This window comes from Leptospira ryugenii (genome assembly GCF_003114855.1).
GTDB lineage: Bacteria > Spirochaetota > Leptospiria > Leptospirales > Leptospiraceae > Leptospira_A > Leptospira_A ryugenii.
Genome location: NZ_BFBB01000003.1, coordinates 193,113 through 215,194 on the forward strand (window position 1 = coordinate 193,113; position 22,082 = coordinate 215,194).

Annotated in this window: 20 protein-coding genes and 1 pseudogene; 7 read left to right on the top strand and 14 right to left on the bottom strand. The window is 41.3% G+C overall.

What is annotated here, in order from left to right; all coding sequences use genetic code 11:
* The 4 genes from alaS to rplM all read right to left on the bottom strand — a co-directional run bounded on the left by alaS (window position 1) and on the right by rplM (window position 4,900).
* Window positions 1-2,766, bottom strand: coding sequence for an alanine--tRNA ligase (gene alaS, locus DI060_RS05285; protein WP_108974496.1), 2,766 nt, complete (start codon window positions 2,764-2,766; stop codon window positions 1-3).
* 47 nt (window positions 2,767-2,813) lie between these two features.
* Complete coding sequence (locus DI060_RS05290; RefSeq protein WP_108974498.1) at window positions 2,814-3,983, bottom strand: MFS transporter; 1,170 nt, start codon at window positions 3,981-3,983, stop codon at window positions 2,814-2,816.
* Window positions 3,984-4,051: 68 nt separating this feature from the next.
* Window positions 4,052-4,447, bottom strand: a complete 396-nt coding sequence (rpsI, locus tag DI060_RS05295) for a 30S ribosomal protein S9 (RefSeq protein ID WP_108974500.1) — start codon at window positions 4,445-4,447, stop codon at window positions 4,052-4,054.
* Entirely contained in the window at window positions 4,448-4,900 is a 453-nt protein-coding gene (rplM, locus tag DI060_RS05300; protein WP_108975640.1) for a 50S ribosomal protein L13, read from the bottom strand.
* A gap of 73 nt (window positions 4,901-4,973) precedes the next feature.
* On the opposite strand from rplM, the gene thiL reads away from it, so the two are divergent.
* On the top strand, window positions 4,974-5,891 hold the full coding sequence (gene thiL / locus DI060_RS05305) for a thiamine-phosphate kinase (protein WP_108974502.1): 918 nt from the start codon (window positions 4,974-4,976) through the stop codon (window positions 5,889-5,891).
* 129 nt (window positions 5,892-6,020) lie between these two features.
* On the opposite strand, the gene pcnB is transcribed toward thiL, so the two are convergent.
* Window positions 6,021-7,547 carry a polynucleotide adenylyltransferase PcnB gene (pcnB, locus tag DI060_RS05310; RefSeq protein WP_108974504.1) on the bottom strand — a complete coding sequence of 509 codons (1,527 nt, stop codon included), beginning with the start codon at window positions 7,545-7,547 and terminating at the stop codon, window positions 6,021-6,023.
* Between the two features lie 64 nt (window positions 7,548-7,611).
* Between pcnB and DI060_RS05315 the strand changes: the two genes are divergently transcribed.
* Complete coding sequence (locus DI060_RS05315) at window positions 7,612-8,616, top strand: M23 family metallopeptidase (RefSeq protein WP_108974506.1); 1,005 nt, start codon at window positions 7,612-7,614, stop codon at window positions 8,614-8,616.
* On the opposite strand, the gene DI060_RS05320 is transcribed toward DI060_RS05315, so the two are convergent.
* Together DI060_RS05320 and DI060_RS05325 are read right to left on the bottom strand one after the other, a co-directional pair.
* Window positions 8,603-11,080 carry a SpoIIE family protein phosphatase gene (locus DI060_RS05320; protein ID WP_108974508.1) on the bottom strand — a complete coding sequence of 826 codons (2,478 nt, stop codon included), beginning with the start codon at window positions 11,078-11,080 and terminating at the stop codon, window positions 8,603-8,605. The two genes, DI060_RS05315 and DI060_RS05320, sit on opposite strands and share 14 nt — an antisense overlap.
* An 89-nt stretch (window positions 11,081-11,169) precedes the next feature.
* Window positions 11,170-11,622: a DoxX family protein gene (locus tag DI060_RS05325; RefSeq protein ID WP_108974510.1), complete on the bottom strand. Its 453-nt coding sequence runs from the start codon at window positions 11,620-11,622 to the stop codon at window positions 11,170-11,172.
* A gap of 148 nt (window positions 11,623-11,770) precedes the next feature.
* Here DI060_RS05325 and DI060_RS05330 point away from each other — a divergent pair, with 148 nt between their 5' ends.
* A complete protein-coding gene (locus tag DI060_RS05330) occupies window positions 11,771-12,697 on the top strand; it encodes a prolipoprotein diacylglyceryl transferase (protein WP_108974512.1) in 927 nt (308 codons plus the stop codon).
* Entirely contained in the window at window positions 12,694-13,521 is an 828-nt protein-coding gene (locus tag DI060_RS05335; protein ID WP_108975642.1) for a crotonase/enoyl-CoA hydratase family protein, read from the top strand. The genes DI060_RS05330 and DI060_RS05335 overlap by 4 nt, the downstream gene beginning before the upstream one ends.
* A 5-nt stretch (window positions 13,522-13,526) precedes the next feature.
* Here the strand turns inward: DI060_RS05335 and DI060_RS18925 are convergent, their stop codons facing one another.
* Window positions 13,527-13,685: a hypothetical protein gene (locus DI060_RS18925; protein ID WP_167836911.1), complete on the bottom strand. Its 159-nt coding sequence runs from the start codon at window positions 13,683-13,685 to the stop codon at window positions 13,527-13,529.
* A gap of 71 nt (window positions 13,686-13,756) precedes the next feature.
* Between DI060_RS18925 and DI060_RS05340 the strand changes: the two genes are divergently transcribed.
* Together DI060_RS05340 and DI060_RS05345 are read left to right on the top strand one after the other, a co-directional pair.
* A complete protein-coding gene (locus tag DI060_RS05340) occupies window positions 13,757-14,617 on the top strand; it encodes a tetratricopeptide repeat protein (RefSeq protein ID WP_108974514.1) in 861 nt (286 codons plus the stop codon).
* Entirely contained in the window at window positions 14,602-16,428 is a 1,827-nt protein-coding gene (locus tag DI060_RS05345; RefSeq protein ID WP_108974516.1) for an AAA domain-containing protein, read from the top strand. Before DI060_RS05340 ends, DI060_RS05345 begins: the two co-directional genes overlap by 16 nt.
* Here the strand turns inward: DI060_RS05345 and DI060_RS05350 are convergent, their stop codons facing one another.
* Entirely contained in the window at window positions 16,429-17,082 is a 654-nt protein-coding gene (locus DI060_RS05350) for an adenylate/guanylate cyclase domain-containing protein (RefSeq protein WP_108974518.1), read from the bottom strand.
* Between the two features lie 196 nt (window positions 17,083-17,278).
* Here DI060_RS05350 and DI060_RS05355 point away from each other — a divergent pair, with 196 nt between their 5' ends.
* Entirely contained in the window at window positions 17,279-17,677 is a 399-nt protein-coding gene (locus tag DI060_RS05355; protein WP_244594292.1) for a hypothetical protein, read from the top strand.
* 76 nt (window positions 17,678-17,753) lie between these two features.
* Here DI060_RS05355 and DI060_RS05360 read toward each other — a convergent pair whose 3' ends face one another.
* From DI060_RS05360 to nrfD, 5 genes and pseudogenes are all read right to left on the bottom strand, one after another.
* Window positions 17,754-18,269, bottom strand: a complete 516-nt coding sequence (locus DI060_RS05360) for an Lsa16 family lipoprotein adhesin (RefSeq protein ID WP_108974520.1) — start codon at window positions 18,267-18,269, stop codon at window positions 17,754-17,756.
* A gap of 13 nt (window positions 18,270-18,282) precedes the next feature.
* Window positions 18,283-19,533, bottom strand: a complete 1,251-nt coding sequence (locus DI060_RS05365; RefSeq protein WP_108974522.1) for a hypothetical protein — start codon at window positions 19,531-19,533, stop codon at window positions 18,283-18,285.
* A pseudogene (locus DI060_RS05370) lies at window positions 19,484-20,138 on the bottom strand (c-type cytochrome). The gene DI060_RS05365 and the pseudogene DI060_RS05370 overlap by 50 nt, the downstream one beginning before the upstream one ends.
* Complete coding sequence (locus DI060_RS05375) at window positions 20,135-20,701, bottom strand: DUF3341 domain-containing protein (RefSeq protein ID WP_108974526.1); 567 nt, start codon at window positions 20,699-20,701, stop codon at window positions 20,135-20,137. Before DI060_RS05375 ends, DI060_RS05370 begins: the two are co-directional and overlap by 4 nt.
* Before the next feature lies 1 nt (window position 20,702).
* Complete coding sequence (gene nrfD / locus DI060_RS05380) at window positions 20,703-22,076, bottom strand: NrfD/PsrC family molybdoenzyme membrane anchor subunit (protein WP_108974528.1); 1,374 nt, start codon at window positions 22,074-22,076, stop codon at window positions 20,703-20,705.
* Window positions 22,077-22,082 lie beyond the last annotated feature (6 nt).

Consider the following 22,082-nt stretch of genomic DNA (forward strand, 5'->3'; position numbering starts at 1 on the left):
TCATTTTCCTTCCCATTCTTGTTTCAGTGTTTGGATCGTCACATCGAGAGCTTTTTCGATCGAGTCGGGATTTTTTCCCCCACCTTGTGCCATATCAGGTCGCCCTCCTCCTTTGCCACCTAACAATTCTAATGCAGATTTTAAGAGGTTTCCACAATGAATTCCTTTTGCTACATTCTTTTGGTTGCACATATAAACCAGAGTCGAACTTTCTCCTTCTTTGGAACCAAAGAGGCATATTACATCCTCTGATCTCGACTTTAGAGAATCACCTAAATCTTTCAAAGACTTGGAATCCACTCCATCAAATACTTGTTTAACGACGACAAGAGACCCAATCTTAATGACAGATTTTAACAGACTTTCTACCAACTCAGGATTCAATTGAAAGGACATAGCTTCCTTCTTTTTCTTCTCTTTAAAATATTGATTTGATTTCTCTTCTAAAATCTTTTCAACCGTTTGCTTTTTAGAACGTAAAATTCCAACGGCTTGTGTGGAATCTTTTTCAAAGGAAATTTGCACTTCTTCTGGAGAGGGGACTCTCTCGTGGATTCCAAAAACCTTCAGATCACCAAAGCTCTCTTTGACTTTAAGGTTATGCTCTTGGACTTTTTCTGCCAAAACTTGGAAGATAGATTGGAAATAGGCAACTACATTTGATCCACAAATTGCTTCTATCCGCCTATTCCCAGCTCCTGGGCTTCCTTCTTTTATGATAGCGAAGTACGAAATGTCCGCAGTATTCGAAACATGTGTTCCACCACAAAACTCCTTGGAGGCATCACCCATACTCACAACGCGCACCAAGTTTCCATATTTTTCATCAAACATAGAAACTGCACCGGAAGTTTTTGCCTCCTCAATGGGAAGGACTTCTGTCTTCACAAGTATCTCTTGGGCAATAGCACGGTTAACATCTTCTTCAATCCGAGTGATTTCTTCTTGGCTTAAAGCCTTTCCATGAGAAAAATCAAACCTTAGATAATCCGGTGAGACCACAGATCCTTTTTGCGAGACATGGTCACCTAATATGCGCCTCAGGGCACCATTGAGCAGGTGAGTGCCCGAGTGGTGGTTTGCTAGATTCTTTCTCCGTACCCCATCAATCTCAAGGGATACATGATCTCCTGTTTTGATTTCTCCCTTTAAAACAAGTCCCATATGCAAGAAGGCATCATTCTCTTTTTGTGTATCCTGCACCTGGAATTGAAAGTCTCCCCCTTTGATATAGCCAGTATCACCTAACTGGCCTCCCCCCTCAGCATAAAATGGAGTTCGGTCTAAGACAATGACGGCTTCCTCACCTTGGCGAACCGAAGGAACCTGTTTGCCCTCTTTGAATATATACAAAATATTTGCTTCAGCTTTCGAAGCTTCATAACCCAAAAATTCAGTTTTTAATTCTCTTCCATTCGAGAGTCCAGTCAGGTACGAGACTTTTTTCCCTTTCCAACTAGCGCGCGATAGATCTCTGTCTTTTTCTAGTTCTTCTTCAAACTCTTCTTCATGAAAAGAAAATCCTCTCTCCAAAACAAGTTCACGAGTCATCTCCTTTGGAAATCCAAAAGTAGAATATAAGCGGAAACTTTCTTTTCCTGAGACTACTGTTTGGTTTTGGGATTTTAATTCGGAGAGCAATCGTTCCAACTCTTCCAAACCGATCTCTAAGGTATTAAGGAAGAGTTCTTCCTCTTTCAAAATTGTATTCTTAATTTCTTCCTTTCTGGAGCTTAGCTCCGGATATCGTTCACTATAGATGGCGACAAGTGGTTCCACCAATTGGAAAAGGAACGGTTTATGGATGCCGAGTTTTCGCGCAAATAAAGAAGCTCTCCGTATGAGCCTTCGGATCACATAACCTCTGCCAGTGCGGTCGGGGATGATGCGGTCGCCTATTGCAAAGAAAACCGATCTCGAATGGTCTGTGATGACTCGAAAGGAAACCTTTGTACTTTCATTGTAGGTTTGGCCAGAAAGTGATTCTATTTTTTGTATGATTTTTTTGAGTTCATCTGTATCATACACAGAATCTACACCTTGGAGTAACATGGCCACTCGTTCCAAACCAGAACCTGTATCAATACCTGTTTGTTTGAGAGGGAGGAGTTCACCTGTGACTGTTTGGTTGAACTGGTTGAAAACTAAATTCCAATATTCTAGATAGCGGTCACAATCACAGCCAGGTTTGCAATTGGGATTATTGCCGCAATTGGGTCCGCCTTTCTCTGGGCCACGGTCTAGATACAACTCGGAACAAGGTCCGCAAGCCCCGCTATCTCCTGCAGGACCCCAAAAGTTATCCTTTTTCCCTAAGCGTACGATCCGTTCTTCAGGGATTCCCAAATCCATCCAAATCTGTTTTGCTTCGTCATCATCAAGATAGATAGTGACCCAAATTTTCTCTTTGGGAATCTCTAGGTGTTGTAAAGAAAATTCCAATGCATAGGCAATTGCTTCTTTCTTAAAATAATCACCAAAAGAAAAATTGCCCAACATTTCAAAAAAGGTGCAATGCCTTTCCGTCTTTCCAACAACTTCCAAGTCTGTTGTTCGAACACATTTTTGAACAGAGGCGGCTCGGGTATAGGGAAGCTCCACAGCTCCCGTAAAAAGAGGTTTGAATTGGACCATCCCGGCAGTTGTAAATAAAAGAGTAGGATCACCTGTTGGGACCAAACTAGAGGATGGCACGATGCTATGGCCATTTTTGCGAAAGTATTCAATGTATAGACTTGCGATTTCTTGGACCGTCTTCTGTTTCATACACTTACAGCAATTTCGTATTTCCCTATCTGGGCAAGGAAATTCATTTAAAATTTACGCAATTCACGGAACGAGACAAGGCTTACCAAACTAAAAAAGAGTGCCAAGAGTCCAAGAATTTGCATCCCCAAAACTAGGCCCCAAAGGTCCGCAAAGTAAGCGGAAAGAAAACCAGACAGGGCGGGAGTAAATTGAAAACAAACCATATAAATGGAGAGAAGTCTCCCTCTCATATCCTCTGCCGATTTTTTTTGCAAAATGGAAGGTAACAAACTAGAACTCATACCTCCAAAGATGCCGAAAAAAAAGAGTGCCCCTGATGTAACGGATGCTTGGTGGAACGAAATGATTGTAAGAAAGGCAAGGCCAGAAACAAAAAGTAAGAATAGCAGAAATCGACCTTGGTGTCTCCAATGGTGAAAGAAAATGGTTAATAGCCCACCCAACAAAAGTCCAGGACCCATCGCAAAGAGTACGGTCCCCCTACCCAATTCTCCTAATCCTAAGACTTCGCGGATGTACTTTGGCAGTACAACTTGCAGTGGGCCCAAATACATCATGCTGATGATGGTGACCACTAAGACCTGCCATAAGATGGGATCGGACTTAACGTAGGAAAGGACAGCCGATAATTTCTGTGACTGGTTTTCGAGTTTTGCCTGCCTTTCCACTGGTAAAAATAAGATGATGCTTAGGCTCAAGAAATGACCGATAGCAATGGCCAAAAAGATCATTTCGAAACTCAATATTTCTTTTAAGGCACCTATCATAAGAGGGCTCAATCCAAATAAGACAATGAGGAGTAGATTGGCAAAGATGGTGTGGAATACTATTTTATGAGTCCCACTCACATCCCGTAACAAAGCCATCCTACCAGGTAGGACCACCGTCATACCAATTCCATGGAAAAAGGCTAGACCTAACAAAAGATAGGGTTCTTGCAAAAGCTCATGGGAGAGAAAAAAGATGAGAAAACTCGCGAGGAAAACGATGCCTTGGAAGGAAGCTAGTACTAGTTTTCGTGAGAAACGATCCAAAAGCAATCCGGTAAACATAAACAAAATGGGAAAAGGAATGTATAAAAAGAGAAAGACAATGCCTGAAAATCCTTCCCTTTCCACCAAACTTTGGCTATAGATGACAATCGTGTAAAGAAAACAACTCCCAGAAAATGTTCCTAGTGCGAACGCGATGTAGTACAATACCAATTGAAACATAAACCATCCTTACCACAAAAAAAAAGCCTCCCAAGGGAGGCTTTTCGACAGAGGACTCTTTCCCCGAATTATCGTTTTGAGAACTGCGTGCCTCTACGAGCTTTGTGTTTACCGTATTTTTTACGTTCCACCATACGATTGTCACGTGTTAAAAATCCTTCTTTTTTCAAAGTAGGTTTCAAAGCATCATTGAAGGCAACCAAAGCCCTAGCAACGGCATGGCGGATCGCTCCTACTTGGCCGATCACACCACCACCGCTTACATTGAGTAAAATATCATATTTGTCTTTTGCTTCTAAAGTGAAAAGAGGCTCAAGAGCTCTTCTCACTAAATGCTCACCATTTTTGATGTATTCCGTTACATCTTTGTGGTTTACGGTAATCTTTCCTGTACCACTAGCAATGCGTGCTCTTGCTACGGATGTCTTTCTTCTGCCAACTGCCCAAACTGCTTTTTGCGCCATTTACTTTAACTCCAACTTTAATGGTTTTTGAGCAGCTAAATTGTGTTCTGCGCCAGCAAACACACGGCAGTTGCTCAACATCTGTGCTCCAAGTTTGGACTTGGGTAACATACCCTTCACAGCTTCTAAAAGAATACGCTCAGGATTTTCAGATACTAATTTATGAAAAGGAACTGCTGTCATACCACCTGGGTAACGAGAGTGGTGGTAATAGATTTTCTGTTCACGTTTCCTTCCGGTAACGTTCACTTTTGCAGCATTGATGATGATGATGTTGTCTCCACAGTCTTGGTTAGCAGTGAAGGTTGCCTTGTGTTTCCCTCTCAGGCGGGAAGCCACTTGGCTTGCCAAACGACCAAGTGTTTTATCGCTGGCATCGACAATGTACCACTGTTTTTGAACTTCCTCTTTTTTCAAGGAAGGAGTCTTATGTGGTTTGGACAATAGTTCCATAGGGTGAGAATTCCTCTTTTCTGTCAGGATTTTCGGTTTTCTTACTAGGTCAAATAAATTTACTGGGCTTAGTTTGGACGAATCAGAGATCATCCGAGGCTTTTTCCCCCGAAACTCCTTCCCAGAGGATGATTGCTTCTTTTTAGCCCCAGACCTCCTCATTTCAACAGATTCCTTGGCTGAGGGCACCCATTTTTTGCATGAATGGTCGAGCCCGAAGGATTTGGCAGAAAAATTGATTGAAGTGAACCTCTCTGACATTGCCGCTTCCGGTGGGAGGCCAGAGCTTTGTTTTTTAAATCTAGGTCTATCCGCTCTTTCCCAAAAAAAACCTTGGGTGCTGGAGTTCCAAAAGGCATTTCGCAAACGCTTAGAGAAACACAAAATCACACTCGCCGGTGGAGATACTTTTTTTTCCAGGAGCACCCATTTGACCTTAACGATCCTGGGAAAAACGGCGAAACCATGGTCAAGAAGCGGAGGAAAGGATGGAGATTACCTCTACCTTACTGGAGAGATTGGGAACTCTGAACTCGGCTTACATTGCTTAAAAACAAAAGAAAAGCAAAATAGATTCCAAAAGGCAATCCAAAAGCACCTAAGTCCTACCTCACGGGCCTCCTTGGTTCCCACATTGCAAACATTCAATATCCATGCTTGTATGGATGTCACAGATGGCCTCATCCAAGATAGCTTACGATTGGCAAAAGCAAGCCACGGTGTTCTCGAGATTTTTTTAGAAGCTCTACCGGTCTCAAAGCTAGCTTTGGAAACACTCGGCTGGGATGCTGTGCTTGGATCCGGAGAAGAATTGGAACTATTGTTTTTATCGAATGAAAATCTTCCCGAAAAAATTGCAGGACAAAATGTAACAAAAATTGGACGATTCGTACGCGACAAAAATACATTGGGCAAGGGTAAGGTTCAGTTTCAATTAGGTGGTGAAGTGTACCATCCCAAACAAATCGGCTTTTCTCATTTTCCATCTTGAACCGAAACTTAGTTGTCTTTGGATTGCTTTAGAGTTGTATAAAAAATGTTTTCTCTGTTGGGAAGGTAGGGATGAGAATCGGAAAAGAGAAGCCCCCCACCCAAACAGAGTGGAGGGATAGAGCATAGCCTACTCTTCGTTAGAAGGCTCAGAATCTCGCTTTCGCTCTTGCCTTTCACGAGGATGGCTCTGCGATTCATTTGGCCTTTCGTCTGATCGGCCTTCAGGAGCCGAGTCTTGGCCTTCCGCATCACTGGAACGGTTGCCATTTTGTCTCTCATCTCTCTGCTGGGAATGCTGCCTTCCGCCTCTTTGTTTTTTCCGAGGTGGGCGCTTTTTCTCTTTCTTTCTAGTTTGCTGTTGTCCAAAGTTTTGGGCATCCGCTTTCGGCCTTTGGCGGAGTGAAATCTCCCAGAAAAAGGCAGATTGCACAGCCGCATCATTGTTCTCAGCAATGGAGACAATCTTATACACCATAAAGGCATCGTAGAAATATTCTTTCTTTTTAAAGAAAGAGTTTTGTCTTTCCTTTTCATCGTCTGTCACAAGAAACCTGGGTTGGCTAATGAAAACCTTGATGAGATTCTCCTGCTCCCGTTTAGGAATGCCCATTTTTTCAAATGCTGGGTTCAATGCTTCTTTGACATTGTGTGCTAAATGACCTTGCTCTGAGTGCAAAACATCACTGACTAAATCATAAAAAATAAGCGCATAAAAGATGGCCGGAGTCATCTCTTCTCTCGCCGAGAGGAGTTTGTCAGTAACTGCCAATCGCTTACCAAGAGGAGTGTCTAAGAAATTTTCACGCCATTCTTCGTTGTTCTTTTTGATCTTATCGACAACATTTTTAAACAAAACTTCGAGCAGATGGTTTTCTGCAAGACCTTGGAAGATCAAAGATGTTTTCCAAGTTCGGAAGATTTTGTTGTATTCTTCCAACAAACGAGCAGTAGATGACTTTTCGATTTCGGATCGGTTCTTTTTGATCGCGAGTTTTGTTTTCTTTTCGATGTCTAAACCTAGTAAGACTGAAAACTTCACGGCACGAAGCATCCGAACAGGATCTTCTTTAAAAGAGATATCTGGGTCACCTATGACACGAACGATTTTCTTTTGGATGTCATCAAAGCCACCCACATAATCTAGAATGGAATCGTTCTTTGGGTCATAGAACAAAGAGTTGATGGTAAAGTCGCGTCTAGCTGCGTCTTCTTTTGCTGTTCCGAAGGAGTTGTCCCGTTTGATTAAGTAGTCGTTATCAGCTTTGTGCTTTTCCAATCGATGCTCAGGCAATGAGCGAAATGTGGAGACTTCAATGATCTTTCCTTTAAAAATGATATGTACAATTTTAAATCTTTTGCCAATAATACGGCAATTGTTGAAAACTCGTTTGATCTGATTGGGAGTTGCACTCGTAACGATGTCAAAATCTTTGGGTCGTTTACCCATGAGAAGGTCTCTGACGCCACCACCGACAAGGTAAGCCTTGTAGCGGAATTTGTTCAGACGATTGATGATCTTGATTGCATCTTCATCAATGTTTGCACGGCGGATGGAGTGACTTTCTCTGTAGTATCTCTTTCCCTCGGGGTACATCAAAAAGGAATCGACAGAGTCGGCTTTCTTTCGGAAAAGAGAAGTGAGAAATTTAAACATATTCGATTCGTCCACTTTCCCCCTAAAAAAGGCATGGGCAAGTAAAAATTGGCATACGAAAGCATTGGAAGAAACTTACGCAACGACAACCTGGGAGCGCATTTGGATTGCCTATTTGCGCCAAAAGAAGCGATTTTTGCAATTATGGGAGGCAAGCAAACGGAAAGTGAGCTTTGTCCTCATCCCAAACAACGAAAAGGCCCTCCTCCAGGTAGAGCTTTCCTTCGGAATGTTGTTATTTTTGTCTTTTCTGGCCTTGGGTTTGGTTCTGCTCTCCCTCTCGTTTCTTATCTACTTCTCCTTCTTTTTTGAACGCAATACCTCACTGGAAAAAAGAGCTGAAAACCAGCTAGTCTCCTTCCTATTTTATGACCTACTTTCCCAAGACCTGCAAGATTCGGTCGAGGACCTAGAATCGGCTACTGAGTCCCTAAACCAATTGGCTTGGGACCAAATCCCCGAAAAAGAGATGATCACTCAGGACTACCTTCTAAAGGAAGAATACAGCCGAGATGACCAAGAATTGGAATCAAACCTTAACCTCTACCAGCAAGTCGTACATACCTACGTCGAATTTGGATTGCGGCTCGGGAATTTGGTTCCCAACTTCCAGAATGCCTTTGAGTACCTTTCTATGAGAGAAAGCATTTTCTATTCCATGCCTAGGGGAAGGCCCTTGAAGCCGGGTGTTGGAGTCGTAACCTCTACCTTTGGAAACAGAAGTGATCCCTTTGGCATTTTACCCATTGGAGAGTTTCACTCAGGCATCGATTTTGCTGCCGGTGAAGGCACGCCAATCTATGCAACTGGACCTGGAGTGATAGCCAACGTAGACTCAACAGCAGGAGGACTCGGACGTTCTGTACGCATCAATCATGAAAACGGATTTTATACATTATACGGACATTGCTCACAGATCTTGGTATCACCTGGAGACCGAGTGAAACGCGGAGACAAAATTGCCCTAGTAGGACAAACTGGTAAGGCGACAGGTGCACACGTTCACTATGAAGTCCATGTTGGATTGGACTCACCTCTAGACCCAGAAGAGTACATCAACCTAGACTGATTTTTTCTTTTTTGTTTTGGATGGATTTGAGATAACGTGTGAGTTGTAAGACACGTTTGTGATTTGGATACTTTCCTTTGAGTTCGTGCAATAGATTCCCTGCTCGCTCCCAATTGCCTATCTTTATATGAGCAAAGCTCAATTTCAAAAGTACGTTCACATTGTCCGTTTCTCTTAACCGGACACGTTCAGCCATATCTGCCGCATCCTTGGACTGTTCCAATCGCCGACTATTCATAGATGCTAAAAAATGACTTTCTGTTTGATTTGGATAGTTTTCTATCAAAGATTCACATAGCGCATAACTTTTTTTGAATTCTCTTTTTCGGAAGCTTGTGATTGCCTGTTTCCAAAGTTCCTCGAAGCTTTTTTTTGGCGATGCTTCTTTTAAATACTCTATTCGCATGAGAGAGAGATCATCCGTTAAATCACCAAAATCCACTAGGGCATCGGCTATTTGATGCAGGTCTCCTCTACCTTTCTCTACAAACGTTAAAAATTTAGATTCATCTTCATTTAGTACCTTCTTCTCCTGGTTAGGTGAATGGACAAGCAAATCATCTCGACCATCCGAACCCGAAATCAAGATATCCTGTTTTTGCATCTGGAAGATACGTACACTTAGCCTTCCCTCTGGCATTTTGATCCCCAACTTTCTAAGCTGGATCTCTCTATCTAAAAATAAGGCTATTCCATCTCGGTACAAGACTAAACTCGGATGTTCCGCATTTATGTAATACACATTTCCAGTATTGTCTTCAACTAGCCCTAAAACGAGCGAGACGAGCATACTCCCATCAAAGGTTTCAAAGACTTTTTGCAATTCAAGAAAGGAGTTTTTGAGCCAACGCTCTGGATAGATATCGGATGCCTCTTCACTCATCTTTGTACGCTCAATAATCGCAGCAAAAACAGAGCCTAAAACCAAAACACCTCCCGCACCTTGGATGGATTTGCCCATTGCATCTGCGTTTACAAAAACAGTGTATTCTTTTCCCTTTAAAACTAGAGTATTTGTCACACACAAGTCTCCTCCAATTTCAGCATGCCATTGTTTGAATTGAAACTTTTTCTTTTGCCTGAGAAGAAATTGAACATTTACATTTTGGCTTTTGTAGGAATTGGAGCCCAATGGTTTAAGCAACAAAGAGGTTAAAAAATAATCACCATCTTGTTGGTTCTTTAACTCCTTTACACTCTCTAAACTTTTGGATAACTCAAGGGTTCGCTCTTTCACCTTTCTTTCCAAGGTAATGTTTAGATATTCTGTTTGCCTATGCACCTCAGAGAATTTATCAGCCAAAACAGTGGCTATACCAACGATGTAAATGAAGAAAGTATACTTTGAAAATGCATATCCAGAATTGAAAACCAATGAATCTAGAATATCATACACTGCAGAGATAATGAGTAGGATGGTACCTAAAAGTAAATTTTTTGAATAGTGGATTCGAAAGCGCACGCCTAGCGCTAAGCTAAAGATGATATTTGGTAAGGCGAAGGCAAATGCTACGCCTTGCCAAACGCGAAGGATCATCTCGCAGAGAAATAAGGGAAGAAACAAAGTAACAAAGGCAATGAAGAGATGAAAATAGAAAAGATACTTTTGGAATCTACTTGTCTTATCAAAATAAAAATAAGAGATGAATTGGAAAAAGGCTGAAAAAAAGAGATAAAGAACAATGAGCTCAAGCTTTTGGCTTATGACCGAATCAATCCCAAACTCAAATATCTCATTGCTTCGGGTAAAAAAATAAACTCCCGCACCAAAAGAAAAGATCCCGAAATAGAGATTGTATCTCTCTTTCGGTCTTTTTGAAAAAAGAAAGAAATGGTACATTCCGACGACCAAATAAACTAAAATCAAAGCCAAAGATACTCTATCTTGTCTTTGGTACAGTAAGTTTTCATACTCACCAATCATATAACCACGAGATAGATAAAGACCAGTATGGTCATACCTTGGGTCACCCACAATGTGCAAGATGAGTTGATTGTCCTTTTCTTTGGTGATCTCTTTTGGAATGGGATATACAACTCCTCGCACAGTTCGGTGGAAAAGCACATTGCTTCCATCATAGAGTCCCTCCTTAGCGATCAATCTTCCATTCACAAAGATTTCAAACGCTTCTCCAATCTCAGCAAAAGAGATTGCAAGATTTTGATTTCTTTCCTGCATTTCTTGGCTGAGATCAAAGGAGGTAGCCAAAGTATATTCTGCATAGCTGCGATCGGAAGGAAATACTTCACCGAGCCAGATGGGAAACTTGTCGATCTCTTTATACCTTGAATTTGGACTAAAGGCAAGCTTTGTATCCTGAAGTGAAAAGGAATCTTTTGCCCACCAACGTCTATCCTCGGACTTGTTAGGAAGGGAACTTAGATCTAGAATACTTTGTGCGGATAGATAAGAACAAAAGAAAAAGGAGATAAATAAACCGAGAAACCTAGTTGCAAGATCCACTTACTTTGATTGGGAGGAAATGTGAAGGCTTGTCAATTCAAAATCAGAGGTGAAAAAAGGGCAATTTGCCCCCTTTCACCTAACATAAATTAATTAGTAATTAAACTTTGTAGAAAATAATCTACAGAAAATGCCCCGCCGCCTGTGATGACAAGAGCAATGGACAAACCAATCGCTAACAAGTGAAACTCCATGCCCTCCCCTTTTTGTGCCCCAAACCAATTGATGAAAAAACCATTGGGACGGTGGACAAGAAAAGCTGCACCTAACATAATGATACCGATGGATAGGGCGGAAAACTTTGTGAGAAAACCCAAAACTAGGGCCACTGAGCCCAATGATTCCCCGATGATGACCAAAAAGGCTATGATACCCGGAAGACCCGCTTGGCCAGTAAAGTATCCATAAGTCCCTTTAAACCCGTAACCACCAAACCAACCTAGGAGTTTTTGAGCCCCATGTGGGAAAATCACAATCCCCAAGGTCAGACGTAACACTAGGGGCACAATGCTATCAGAGGTCGAAAAAAGAAGTTCTAACATATTCAATTCCTTAAGATTAATTAGTTCAACATTAAGCTATTTAATCTAAAAACACAAGTCTTTTTTAGTCCTTTGGGCTCGAAAAATCCGAAGAATTCCTGGATAAAATACTCCTTTCCCTCCAAACCAAGAGATTTAGGCTCACCTTATGTTAGATCGAATTCCAATACCGAACCCCTTTGGCTGGGGCGGACTATCCACGTTTAGTTTGCTCATGATGTTAGCATTTTTGGTAGGTTCTTATATCTTACCTAAAGAACTGGAACGCAGAAAATTAGAACCATCACATAGTGATTGGCTCATCTTTTTAGGTATTTTGGGTACACTCATTGGTGCGAAAGTGTTCTTCATCTTTGAAATTTGGGACCAGATCTTTATCCAGGTGCCAGGATATGACGGTCGTTATTCCTATCCTCTTTTGCATTGGGAAGGATTTCCTGGGCAACCAGGTTTGTGGTCCTCTCTTTTCAGTGGTGGTGGGCTCGTATTTTATGGTGGTCTCCTCTGTGGTTGGTTATTTGTTACACTTTACTTCAAATATTACAAACTCGATATGGGAAGTTATTTTGATGCTATAGTTCCGGCATTGAGTATGGGTTATGCGATTGGTAGATTGGGTTGTTTTGTTAGTGGAGACGGATGTTATGGATTCGCAACAGATGCGAGAATCCCTATCCTGGTATTTGAATTTCACGGTGCCCACCCATCAGGTGTGCCTGTATGGAATACTCCTGTTATGGAATCCATCATTGCCTTTGGCTACTTTGCTTACCTTCAATACTATGCTCGCTTCCAAAATTTTAGAAAATGGAGCCTTGGTGCACAGTTCCTAATGTTACATGGAACAGCGAGACTTCTGATCGAATTCTTACGCGTAAATAAAGCGGTAATCCCTTTTTTAGAGCCTCCTCAACTTGTCAATATTCCTGACTCAAGTGGAAACCCAGCCTTCTTAACTGGTTACTATTGGCATGGATTTTCCCAATCCCAGTACATCTCCATTGCTTTGATTTTGGCGGGAGCGATCATGTTTTTTAAAGGAAAGTTATGGCAGAAGGAGGAAACATCTGCATGAAATCGTTCCCGTTTTTTGAAATCGTTTATGACCGAAATGTAGCCATTCTCTACTTGAATCGACCTGACAAACGAAATGCTATGAACTGGCCCTTTTGGAGAGACCTACCGGAAGTTATTCAGACAATTGATGCGGATCCAAAGGTTCATGCTTTCATAATCGCGGCGAGGGGTAAGTCTTTTTCTACTGGATTGGATCTGGAGCAATTCTTTTCCGAATTCCAACATATCGTACAAGGTGAATTAGGTGACCATAGAGAAAAACTATATCACTTAATTTTGGATATGCAAAAAGGAATCAATGCAGTTTACGATTCAAAGAAACCATCGATTGCTCTCATCCAAAGGCATTGCATTGGTGGTGGTTTAGATCTTATCTCAGCTTGTGACGTTCGCTATGCAAGTAAGGATGCAAGTTTCTCTTTGCGCGAAGCAAAAGTCGGTATCGTTGCCGATATGGGCTCTTTACAAAGACTTCCAGCTATCATTGGCCAAGGAAATACAAGAGAGTTAGCACTGACGGGCAAAGACATTGATGCAAATGAAGCGCTTCGCATGGGTCTTGTCACAAAGGTTTTTGATACTGAGGAGGAAATGTTCGCCTACGGTTTGAAGACTGCTCACGAAATTGCTGAAAACCCAACAATTGTGATCCGAGGAGTGAAGCAAGTGATGAATGCATCAGCACATTTCAATTTAAAAGATGCATTGAATTATGTAGCCGTTTGGAATGCGAGTATGTTGGACACGAAAGACTTCAGACAAGCAATACAAGGTTTCCGAGAAAAAAAGCGTCCAATTTTTAACTCAGAAACCGCTCAATGATGGATTTAGCAATAAACGTCCAGAAGCCTCTGGGGAGAGGTAGCCTCCGCTACTTTTTCCTCCACGGCTATCCCAATCAATTTCTGGTTTAAGTTTTGATTTGCCTGGAAGATTTCTTTTGGCAGGTTTAAAATGGAATGTAAATTTGAGCTAGATTGAATCATTGTATGGCTCCTTTGGATTCTATCATCCCTAATCTGATCTTCGGTAAATCCTCTTCTTTCCTTGAGTGAAAATGCAGCAAAACCGAGATTTTTTTTCCATACTACGGAAAGCAATCCGCCTAGAAAGAGACCGTGAATTCACAAAAGCATTTAATATCTTCTCTGAAGCTGAATCCCTAAGCCCAAACCCCCAAACTAAAATCAAAATTAGGGCACGAATGGCACTTTGCCAGAACGTATTAGGAAATACAAAAGAAACGGAACTACAGTTCCAGAAGGTGATGGACGATTTTGCAGACCACCCACTCTCTTTAGACGTATATGCGAGGTTTCTAATACGAATCAAAAAATTCAAATCCGCAAAATCAATTTTGAATAAAGGGATATTTACTTTCCCTCATTACCTAGAGTTTTATTTGCTCCTCGCCTCACTTTTGAAAGACATGGATCGCTCTGAAGAATCGATTGCAATCTTAAAACAGGCTCTTTCCAGAGAGGATCTTAGCAAAGCGAAAGGAATCAACCGAAAGGATATATGGGCTGAACTTGGCTCATTATATTATGCCCGAGCAGATTACAACTCAGCCTTAGTCTGCCTCCGCAAATCTCTGGCTATGGGTTTGGAATCCGATTTTTTACACTTTGAACTTTTGGCATTATGTTATTTGGAACTTGAAGATGCCGAAAGTGCTATCCGTAGTTTAGAAAGTTTGGTAGAATATGCGGGTGAAATTGACCCTGAAATTCTCATTCTATTTGCACGGGCAAAATGTAGATTGGGTTTGATTGAAGAGGCGGCACAATTTTTAATCCAGGCCTACTCTTATGAAGATTCCCTAACTTTAAAAGGACATGAGATGAATGACTTTGCCCCATTGCTTCGCAATGGATTTTTCACTACATTGGAAAATGTAGAATGGGAGGAATCCTAGTGCCTCAATTTACTTCGCTCGAAGAGGAAATACAATTCCAAACAAAACGTCTTGCACTCGAGAGAGAAAAGGAAAGAGAACAATTTACAGAGAAAAATCAAAATCAATTGAAATTGAAAAAATGTATATTGGAAGAGATCCAATTCTTGTATGGGAATACTTGGAAAGTCAGCTTTTCTCATACAAATTTTTCTTCGATCAATGATTGGCATAAAGGACAATCTGTTCTCATACAAAGCGAATCTGAATCAACCTACGGACACATTGTAAGCATTGATAAATCCAAAATCATAATCCAGTCCCTTGGCGAACAAGAATGGGAGTCCGATGAATATGAAATTATTGCGTGGTTCCAAGAGTCCACATACAAAATGTATGAGGAAGTCGTTCACCTACTTGGGCAAGATCGCTTCCAATTGGCCAAAAAAAAACTCTCATGGATACTCTCTTATTCAAAGGGAGATAAACCAAGCACTCCAAAAGCAGAGGTAAGCCCTATTGAGAAATTACTTTCTTTAAATGAGTACGGATTTGTATTTGGTCCTCCAGGAACGGGGAAAACATTTTTATTGATGAATACAGCCGAGGCTATAATCGCAAAGAAACAAAAGTTACTTGTTCTCTGTCCAAATAATTATGCCTGTGATATGATTGTGGAAAGAGCGATTGCCAAAGATTGGAATGTCATTCGCTTAGGAAATTCAACGAAAATTAAAGAGACCGCCTTAGCCTATCATTTAGATTCCTTGGTTGAAAAAGACCATGCCCAAAGACAAATCCAGAAGTGGCAAAATGAATTAAAATCAATCCAAAAAAAATATCGATCCTGGAAACGAAATTTCGGAAAAGAAGAACGAGAGGAAAGGCAAAGTTTAAAAAAGGAAGCCAAAGACCTGTTGCAGACTATCAAAAGAGAAGAAGAAAATGTCCGGCAAAAAATTTTTGACAAGGCAGAAATGATTGTTGGAACCTTCTCCTCCTATTTTCCCTTTCTTAAAAAAGGGATTCTTTTTGACTATGTCTTTGTAGATGAAGCTACACAAGCAACGGATGTTGCATGTTATATGGCAATGATGTGCGGGAGTCATTGTTTTTATTTTGGTGATCCCAAACAACTCCCATATACATACCTCCTTCCAGAACACCAAAAGATTCCTTCTTTTTTGGAAAAAGGAATCCTGGAGGACCAAGGAGAGAGAACTGTATTTTTAAATACTCAATTTCGTATGTTGCCTGAAATAGTAAAGTTTCCAAACCAATATTTTTATGAAAATCAAGTCCAAACAAGTCCTAACGTAAAACATAATCAAAACATCCAAAACGAGATGTTGCGACTATTCTATTCTGATAAATCACTCCTATGGATTGATACGGCGGGAACAGACAATCAAGAAGAAAGAAACAAAACAACCGGTAGTATCTTCAATCTTTGTGAGGCCGATTTGGTTACGAACTTCGTCAAAAATGGCCTTAATCCAAACCTTTGCCAGATTTTAACTCCATATTCCGAACAAAAAGAACGCATTGAGAGGATGACCAACTATTCCATTCCTGTTCAAACATTTGATTCCTTCCAAGGTAGGGAATCAGATATGGTAGTAATTTCATTTGTGAGAACCAATGATGAAAATTCCCTAGGATTTCTAGCTGATGAGAGACGACTTAATGTCGCACTGACCCGGGCAAAGTTTGCACTGGTTTTGATTGGCGATTCAAGTACACTCTGTACAAACCCTATCTTCGAAAGGCTTTATGAGAGTGTAAAGGAATTGGGAGAGATAAAATCAATCTATGAATATCTATCGCTTTGACTATAAAACAACCCATTGGGCATCGGATAGATGGTAGACCAATTTATAGGCTCCTTCGCTACCAGGTGGCACTTCCTTTAGAAGTTCAAAATCAAAATCTGTCGTATCTTCCGCATGGTCTTTCACAGCTTGCGTGACGAGGATTTCCCATGCGTCGGCTGTATCTTCACCTAACTTTGAGGCTGCATTGACCTCAGCTCCAAACACATCCGTATCACCAATTTTCAACACTTTTCCATAACCCAATCCGACACAGAGAAGGATTTGTTCTTCTGGCGGACGGTCAATATTATATTTTTTGCATGCTTTTTGCATATGGATTGCACATTGCAGGGCTTTGTTGGTGTTTCTAAATAATACCATCAAACTATCACCCTCATCTTTTAAAAGAATGCCATCATATTCATCAACAACAGGAATCAAGATACGATGGGATTCAAAGATAGTTTGTAAAAAATGTATGATTCCAAATTTTGCCACCCCACGCGAAAAACCAGAGAGGTCGGTAAACATGACACACCATGTTTCACCAAATAGATCCCAAATCCTTTGGTCAATGATCTCTTGATTGGCTCCTGGTTTGATCCGTTCTTCTAAGAGTTTTTCGAGTCTTTCTTCCGAAGCCGAAGTAGCGATCGATCTTTTTTGTCCCATAGAAAAAAAACTACCGTAAAGATTTTTCTTTGTCAAGGAAGGAAAAGCAGCTGATCTAAATCAATAGGGAAAATTTCCACTCCACAAATTTAACATTACAGAATTCTGATTCGGGGGACGGTGAGTAAATCTAGGTTCTCGTAGACATGAGGTTTAGAAATTACGAATCGTTTTGATTGTTTTCATGAGGAGATATATGATTCTAAAAAAACTTTACCAATCCCAACAACCCCATTCTGTCTTTTTGATCGATGCCTTCGGTGCCTCTGTATCACTGACAATTCTTCTTGCGATACTTATCCCGCTCCAAACTTTCTTTGGTATGCCAAGTGAAGTTCTCTATCACTTAGCGATTTTAGCCTTCCTTCTATTTTTATATTCCTCTTCCTGTTTGCTTATCAAACCAAAACAATGGAGAGCCTTTCTCTTGGTCGTGGTCTTTGGCAATTTGAGCTACTGTCTCCTCTCTTTTTACTATCTAGTCACAAGATGGGATTCGCTTACGACTTTGGGTGAGCTGTATTTTATTTCTGAAAAATTTACGATCCTAGGGATTATTGTTTGGGAATGGAAGGTGTATCGAAGTCCAAATTAAAAAAAAAAGCCGTCCCTAGAGACGGCTTTCCTGAATACTCTTTAGGTAGCGATTTGCCACCGAATGAGGATAAAATCTAGTTTTGTTTCAATGGTGTTTTGTGTATAAATGGAGCCTCTTCCAATCCTTTGCTCAATTCTGACAAAGGAATCTTATCTTTAGGTAAAGATTTAAGTGATCCATACTCATAGCCCCTCGGATAGTGTTCTTTATCCTCAGGAGAGTAGAAGTATACGTAATCTTTCACTAAATTTTTTGAATATCTCCACACACTCTGTTCTGGGTCCTGGTTGACCACCAAACATTTCGGGCTCATGTATCCATTTTGAGTCAGGGTTTGTACCTTGATGAAGTACTTTGGATCCCAAACATTGTGGTTTCTATGTCCTGATACTTTGACAACAGTGCCTACAGGAACATACTCAAGAACTGCCGACTTAACATTTGGTTCAGAATATAGGGGCACTGTAAAATCTAAACTTGCTTTGTTTGTTTTGTCATCACAGAGTTTGTGCCAAGTAACTTCCGCATTTTTAGCACATCCCACAAATCCAAAAAGGGAAACCGAAATCAATATAATCGTTTTTTTCATACTTAATCTTCCTTTATTGGTGGTGGTGTAAACATTCATCTAGCCTAGGGTCACCCACAGGAACAAGGCTATGCTTCTCAAGTTTTTTGAATACGAACAGCCCAAAAAGTCCCAAGGTCCCAATCGTTCCACCTAACGCAAGTAACAAATGAAGGATAGAAAGTTTTTCAAAACTAGCTGGGAAAACAAGCCAGAACAATTCAAAGAACTGAACGAGTAGGATCCAAGTTGCTAATTTCGCTAGAAAACCAAGATTACGTTTGTTTGGTCGATTCAGTAAGAGAAGGAATGGAATGATAAATTTAATGAAAGGAAGTGCCAATGTAGCATAGCCCCAACCACCAGTCATTCTCATCTCATAGAAAAAGGTCTCCTCTGGGATATTCGCATACCAAATGAGCATAAATTGAGAGAAACCTACATATGCCCAGAAAGTTGTCATCCCCAGTAAAAACTTAGCGATATCATGAAAGTGATTTTCATTCACTGCTTCACCCAAGAAATTATTTTTCTTTAGCAGATAGATTACTATCAAATAAGAAGCAATGCTTGTTTGGAAAGCACCTGCAAAGGCATACACACCAAACATAGTGGAGAACCAGTGTGGGGACAAAGACATTAGAATATCAAAGGCCGCAAAACACCAGGACAATGCAAAGAAAAGGATGAAACCACCCGCAAACTTCGCAAGTGTCTTGGTTGTATCTACCACCTTGTCCTTGTCTTGGGAAACAGACTTGGAATGAAAGATATAAGCAAAGACTGACCAGATGACAATGAAGAGCACTGTCCTTACGACAAAAAATGTCGGGTTTAAGTATCCACTTTTATGGTGGATCAAATGATCGTTTTCACGCACTGTCTCATCAGCCCACTCATACAGATCATGCATTCCAAAGAATACACCCGCAAATAAGAGCAACAATACGGGAGCGAACAATCCGTACGTTTCAAAGATTCTACGAACCGTAACAGACCAATGCGATCCCGTGATGTGCTGCACAGCTGTAAAGAAAATGCCTGTAATGGAAAGGCCCAAAACAAAGTAGGATGCTACCAGGAGAACATGGAAACCCAAGTTTGTGTGGTGGAAATGCCCCGCTTCATCCATATGTCTGGATGACTCGTGGCCAAAGCCTAGAAAGGAAACTGCCAGGCTGACGATTCCCAAGCCAACCATCGCAAACAACACGTTGCGGATGCTCGCTGGGAGTTTAAAGGAAAGGAGATTTTGGTCTAACTTTGCTGCTTTTGTCGCGCTCATATAGATTCCTAATTGGTCTGGTTTTGGTTCTTCGCGTCGAATTCTTGTAACTTACGTATGTAAGCAATCACTCGCCAACGATCTTGTGGCTCAATTTGGTAAGCATAGCTTCCCATTGAACCGCGTCCCATCGTAATGATGTGGTAGATTTGGCCGTCTGTATACCCATTGGAATTGACACCTTTACCGGCAAGTGCTGGTGGAGATTGTGCAAATCTAGGCGCTGGACCAACTACAGTTCCGTTTCCAGCACCACGCACCCCATGGCAAGGAGTGCAATAGGTTTGGTAGCGCTTCTCACCAATCATCAAATCACCTAAGCTTGCTTTTGCGATCGGATTTTTTAAGCCTTTCTCGGCACCAGGCAACTGGTCTTGGGTCAATATGTTAGCATACGGATATGGATAGTAGCCAACTGGAATCGCCCCTTGCGGAGGAATCCTAACAGCTGCTCCATTTTTAGAAAATTGATCATCCTCTTGTGCTTCTCTAGCAGGAGAGTCATACATATTGGGAAAGTATTCCCAAACCGGGCTAGAGTAATCACAATTCACAAGGAAAGTTAGAGTGAAAAGAGCCAAACTATTCAAAAAAAACTGTTTCATTGAGCGTTCTCCGGTTTAACGACAGTTACTTCTTGTCCACCCAAACCTTTGATGAAAGAAACAACTTCTGATTCGTTGTAACCTTTCGCTGTTTTAGGAATCCAAAGTCCAAATTTGTGTGAGGTAAAGTCCTTATGAAGGATACGTCTACTTGCCTTAGGAATCCCACACAGATAGGCTAGCGTAGCCACTGTGTAAATGCCTGCACTGAAGACTGTAAGTTCAAAAATAATAGGCACATAGGCAAACCACGCATTCAAAGATTTACCAGCAATGTTCATGGGCCAATCCACTGCATGTGTGAGGTATTGGAAAAGGATACCGATTGTACAGCCAAAGAGTCCCGCAAAAAATGTGACCCAAGGAAGTCCTGATCTAGGAGTTCCCATTGCTTCATCGATACCATGCACGGGGTATGGAAGAAGGCAATCAAAGCCTTCATAGTTCTTTTCTTTCGTTTTTTCTGCCGCATGAAGGATGGCTTCTGGAGTTTCAAATACTCCAAAAACTCCTTCATCAGCTTCTTTGTACTTATGAAACTGTTCAAGTTTTGGAAGATACATATTAGTGATGAGCTCCTTCTTTTGCTGGCATAACTGTTTTTACTTCGGCAATGGCAATGACAGGCATGATGCGACACCATAAGAGGAAAAGAGTGAAGAAGATACCAAAGGTACCGATGAGCATTGCGTAGTCAAATAAGGTGGGCGTATACATTGCCCAACTTGAGGGCAAAAAGTCACGGTTCAATGTCATCATGATCACAAAGCGCTCGAACCACATCCCGATGTTTACAACGATAGAGGCTACAAACATTACAGGGATATTGTAACGCAATTTTCGGAACCAGAAAACCTGAGGCGATAATACGTTACAAGATATCATGATGAAATATGCCCAACCGTAAGGTCCAAAGGCGCGGTTCCAGAAAGCAAAGCCTTCGTACTCATTTCCAGAATACCAAGCGATGAAAAATTCTGTAGCATAGGCTAGACCTACGATCAAACCAGTGGTCATCATGATCTTATTCATGTTGTCCAAATGCTTCATAGTAATATAGTTTTGGAGGTTAAATACCTCTCTTGCAATGACCATGAGTGTAACTACCATTGCGAAACCAGAAAAGATCGCACCCGCTACGAAGTAAGGTGGGAAAATCGTTGTATGCCAACCTGGTAGGATAGATACAGCAAAGTCAAAGGATACAATGGTATGCACGGAAAGAACGAGTGGAGTGGAAAGGGCAGCAAGGATCATCGCCACGATCTCTAAGTGTGACCATGCTCTTGCCGATCCTACCCAGCCAAATGCTAGGACGTTGTACAGATTCTTTCTCCAAGTTTCCGTGGCTCTGTCTCTCAGTGTTGCCAAGTCAGGGATTAAACCCAAATACCAGAAAACTAAGGAAATCGAAAGGTAGGTTGATACCGCAAAAGTATCCCAAATCAATGGTGACCGAAAGTTCACCCAGAGAGGACCTCGTTCATTGGGATACGGGAAGAGCCAAAATCCCAACCAAGGACGACCTACGTGGAGGATCAAGTTGGAAGCAGCAACTAATACCGCAAAGATGGTCATTGCTTCCGCCGCTCTATTGATACCAGTTCTCCAGCCTTGTCGGAAGAGGAAGAGAACCGCAGAAATCAAAGTTCCCGCATGTCCGATACCAATCCAAAAAACGAAGTTTACAACAAAGAATCCCCAACCCACAGGGTTGTTGATTCCGAGTATATAGAGGCCTTCATAGAACAAATACCCAATGATGGCCACATCGATCAATGTAATCGAAAGAACCAAAAGAAATGTATTCCACCAAAGTTTAGTGGGGAAATCTTCATTTGGTTTCGCGATATCAACAGTGATATCCTTTAAGGTTCTTCCCCCTGTTACTAGGTCAGGAATGTCTAGTTTGTCGCGTACTGCTTGAGCTAATGACATTTTTCA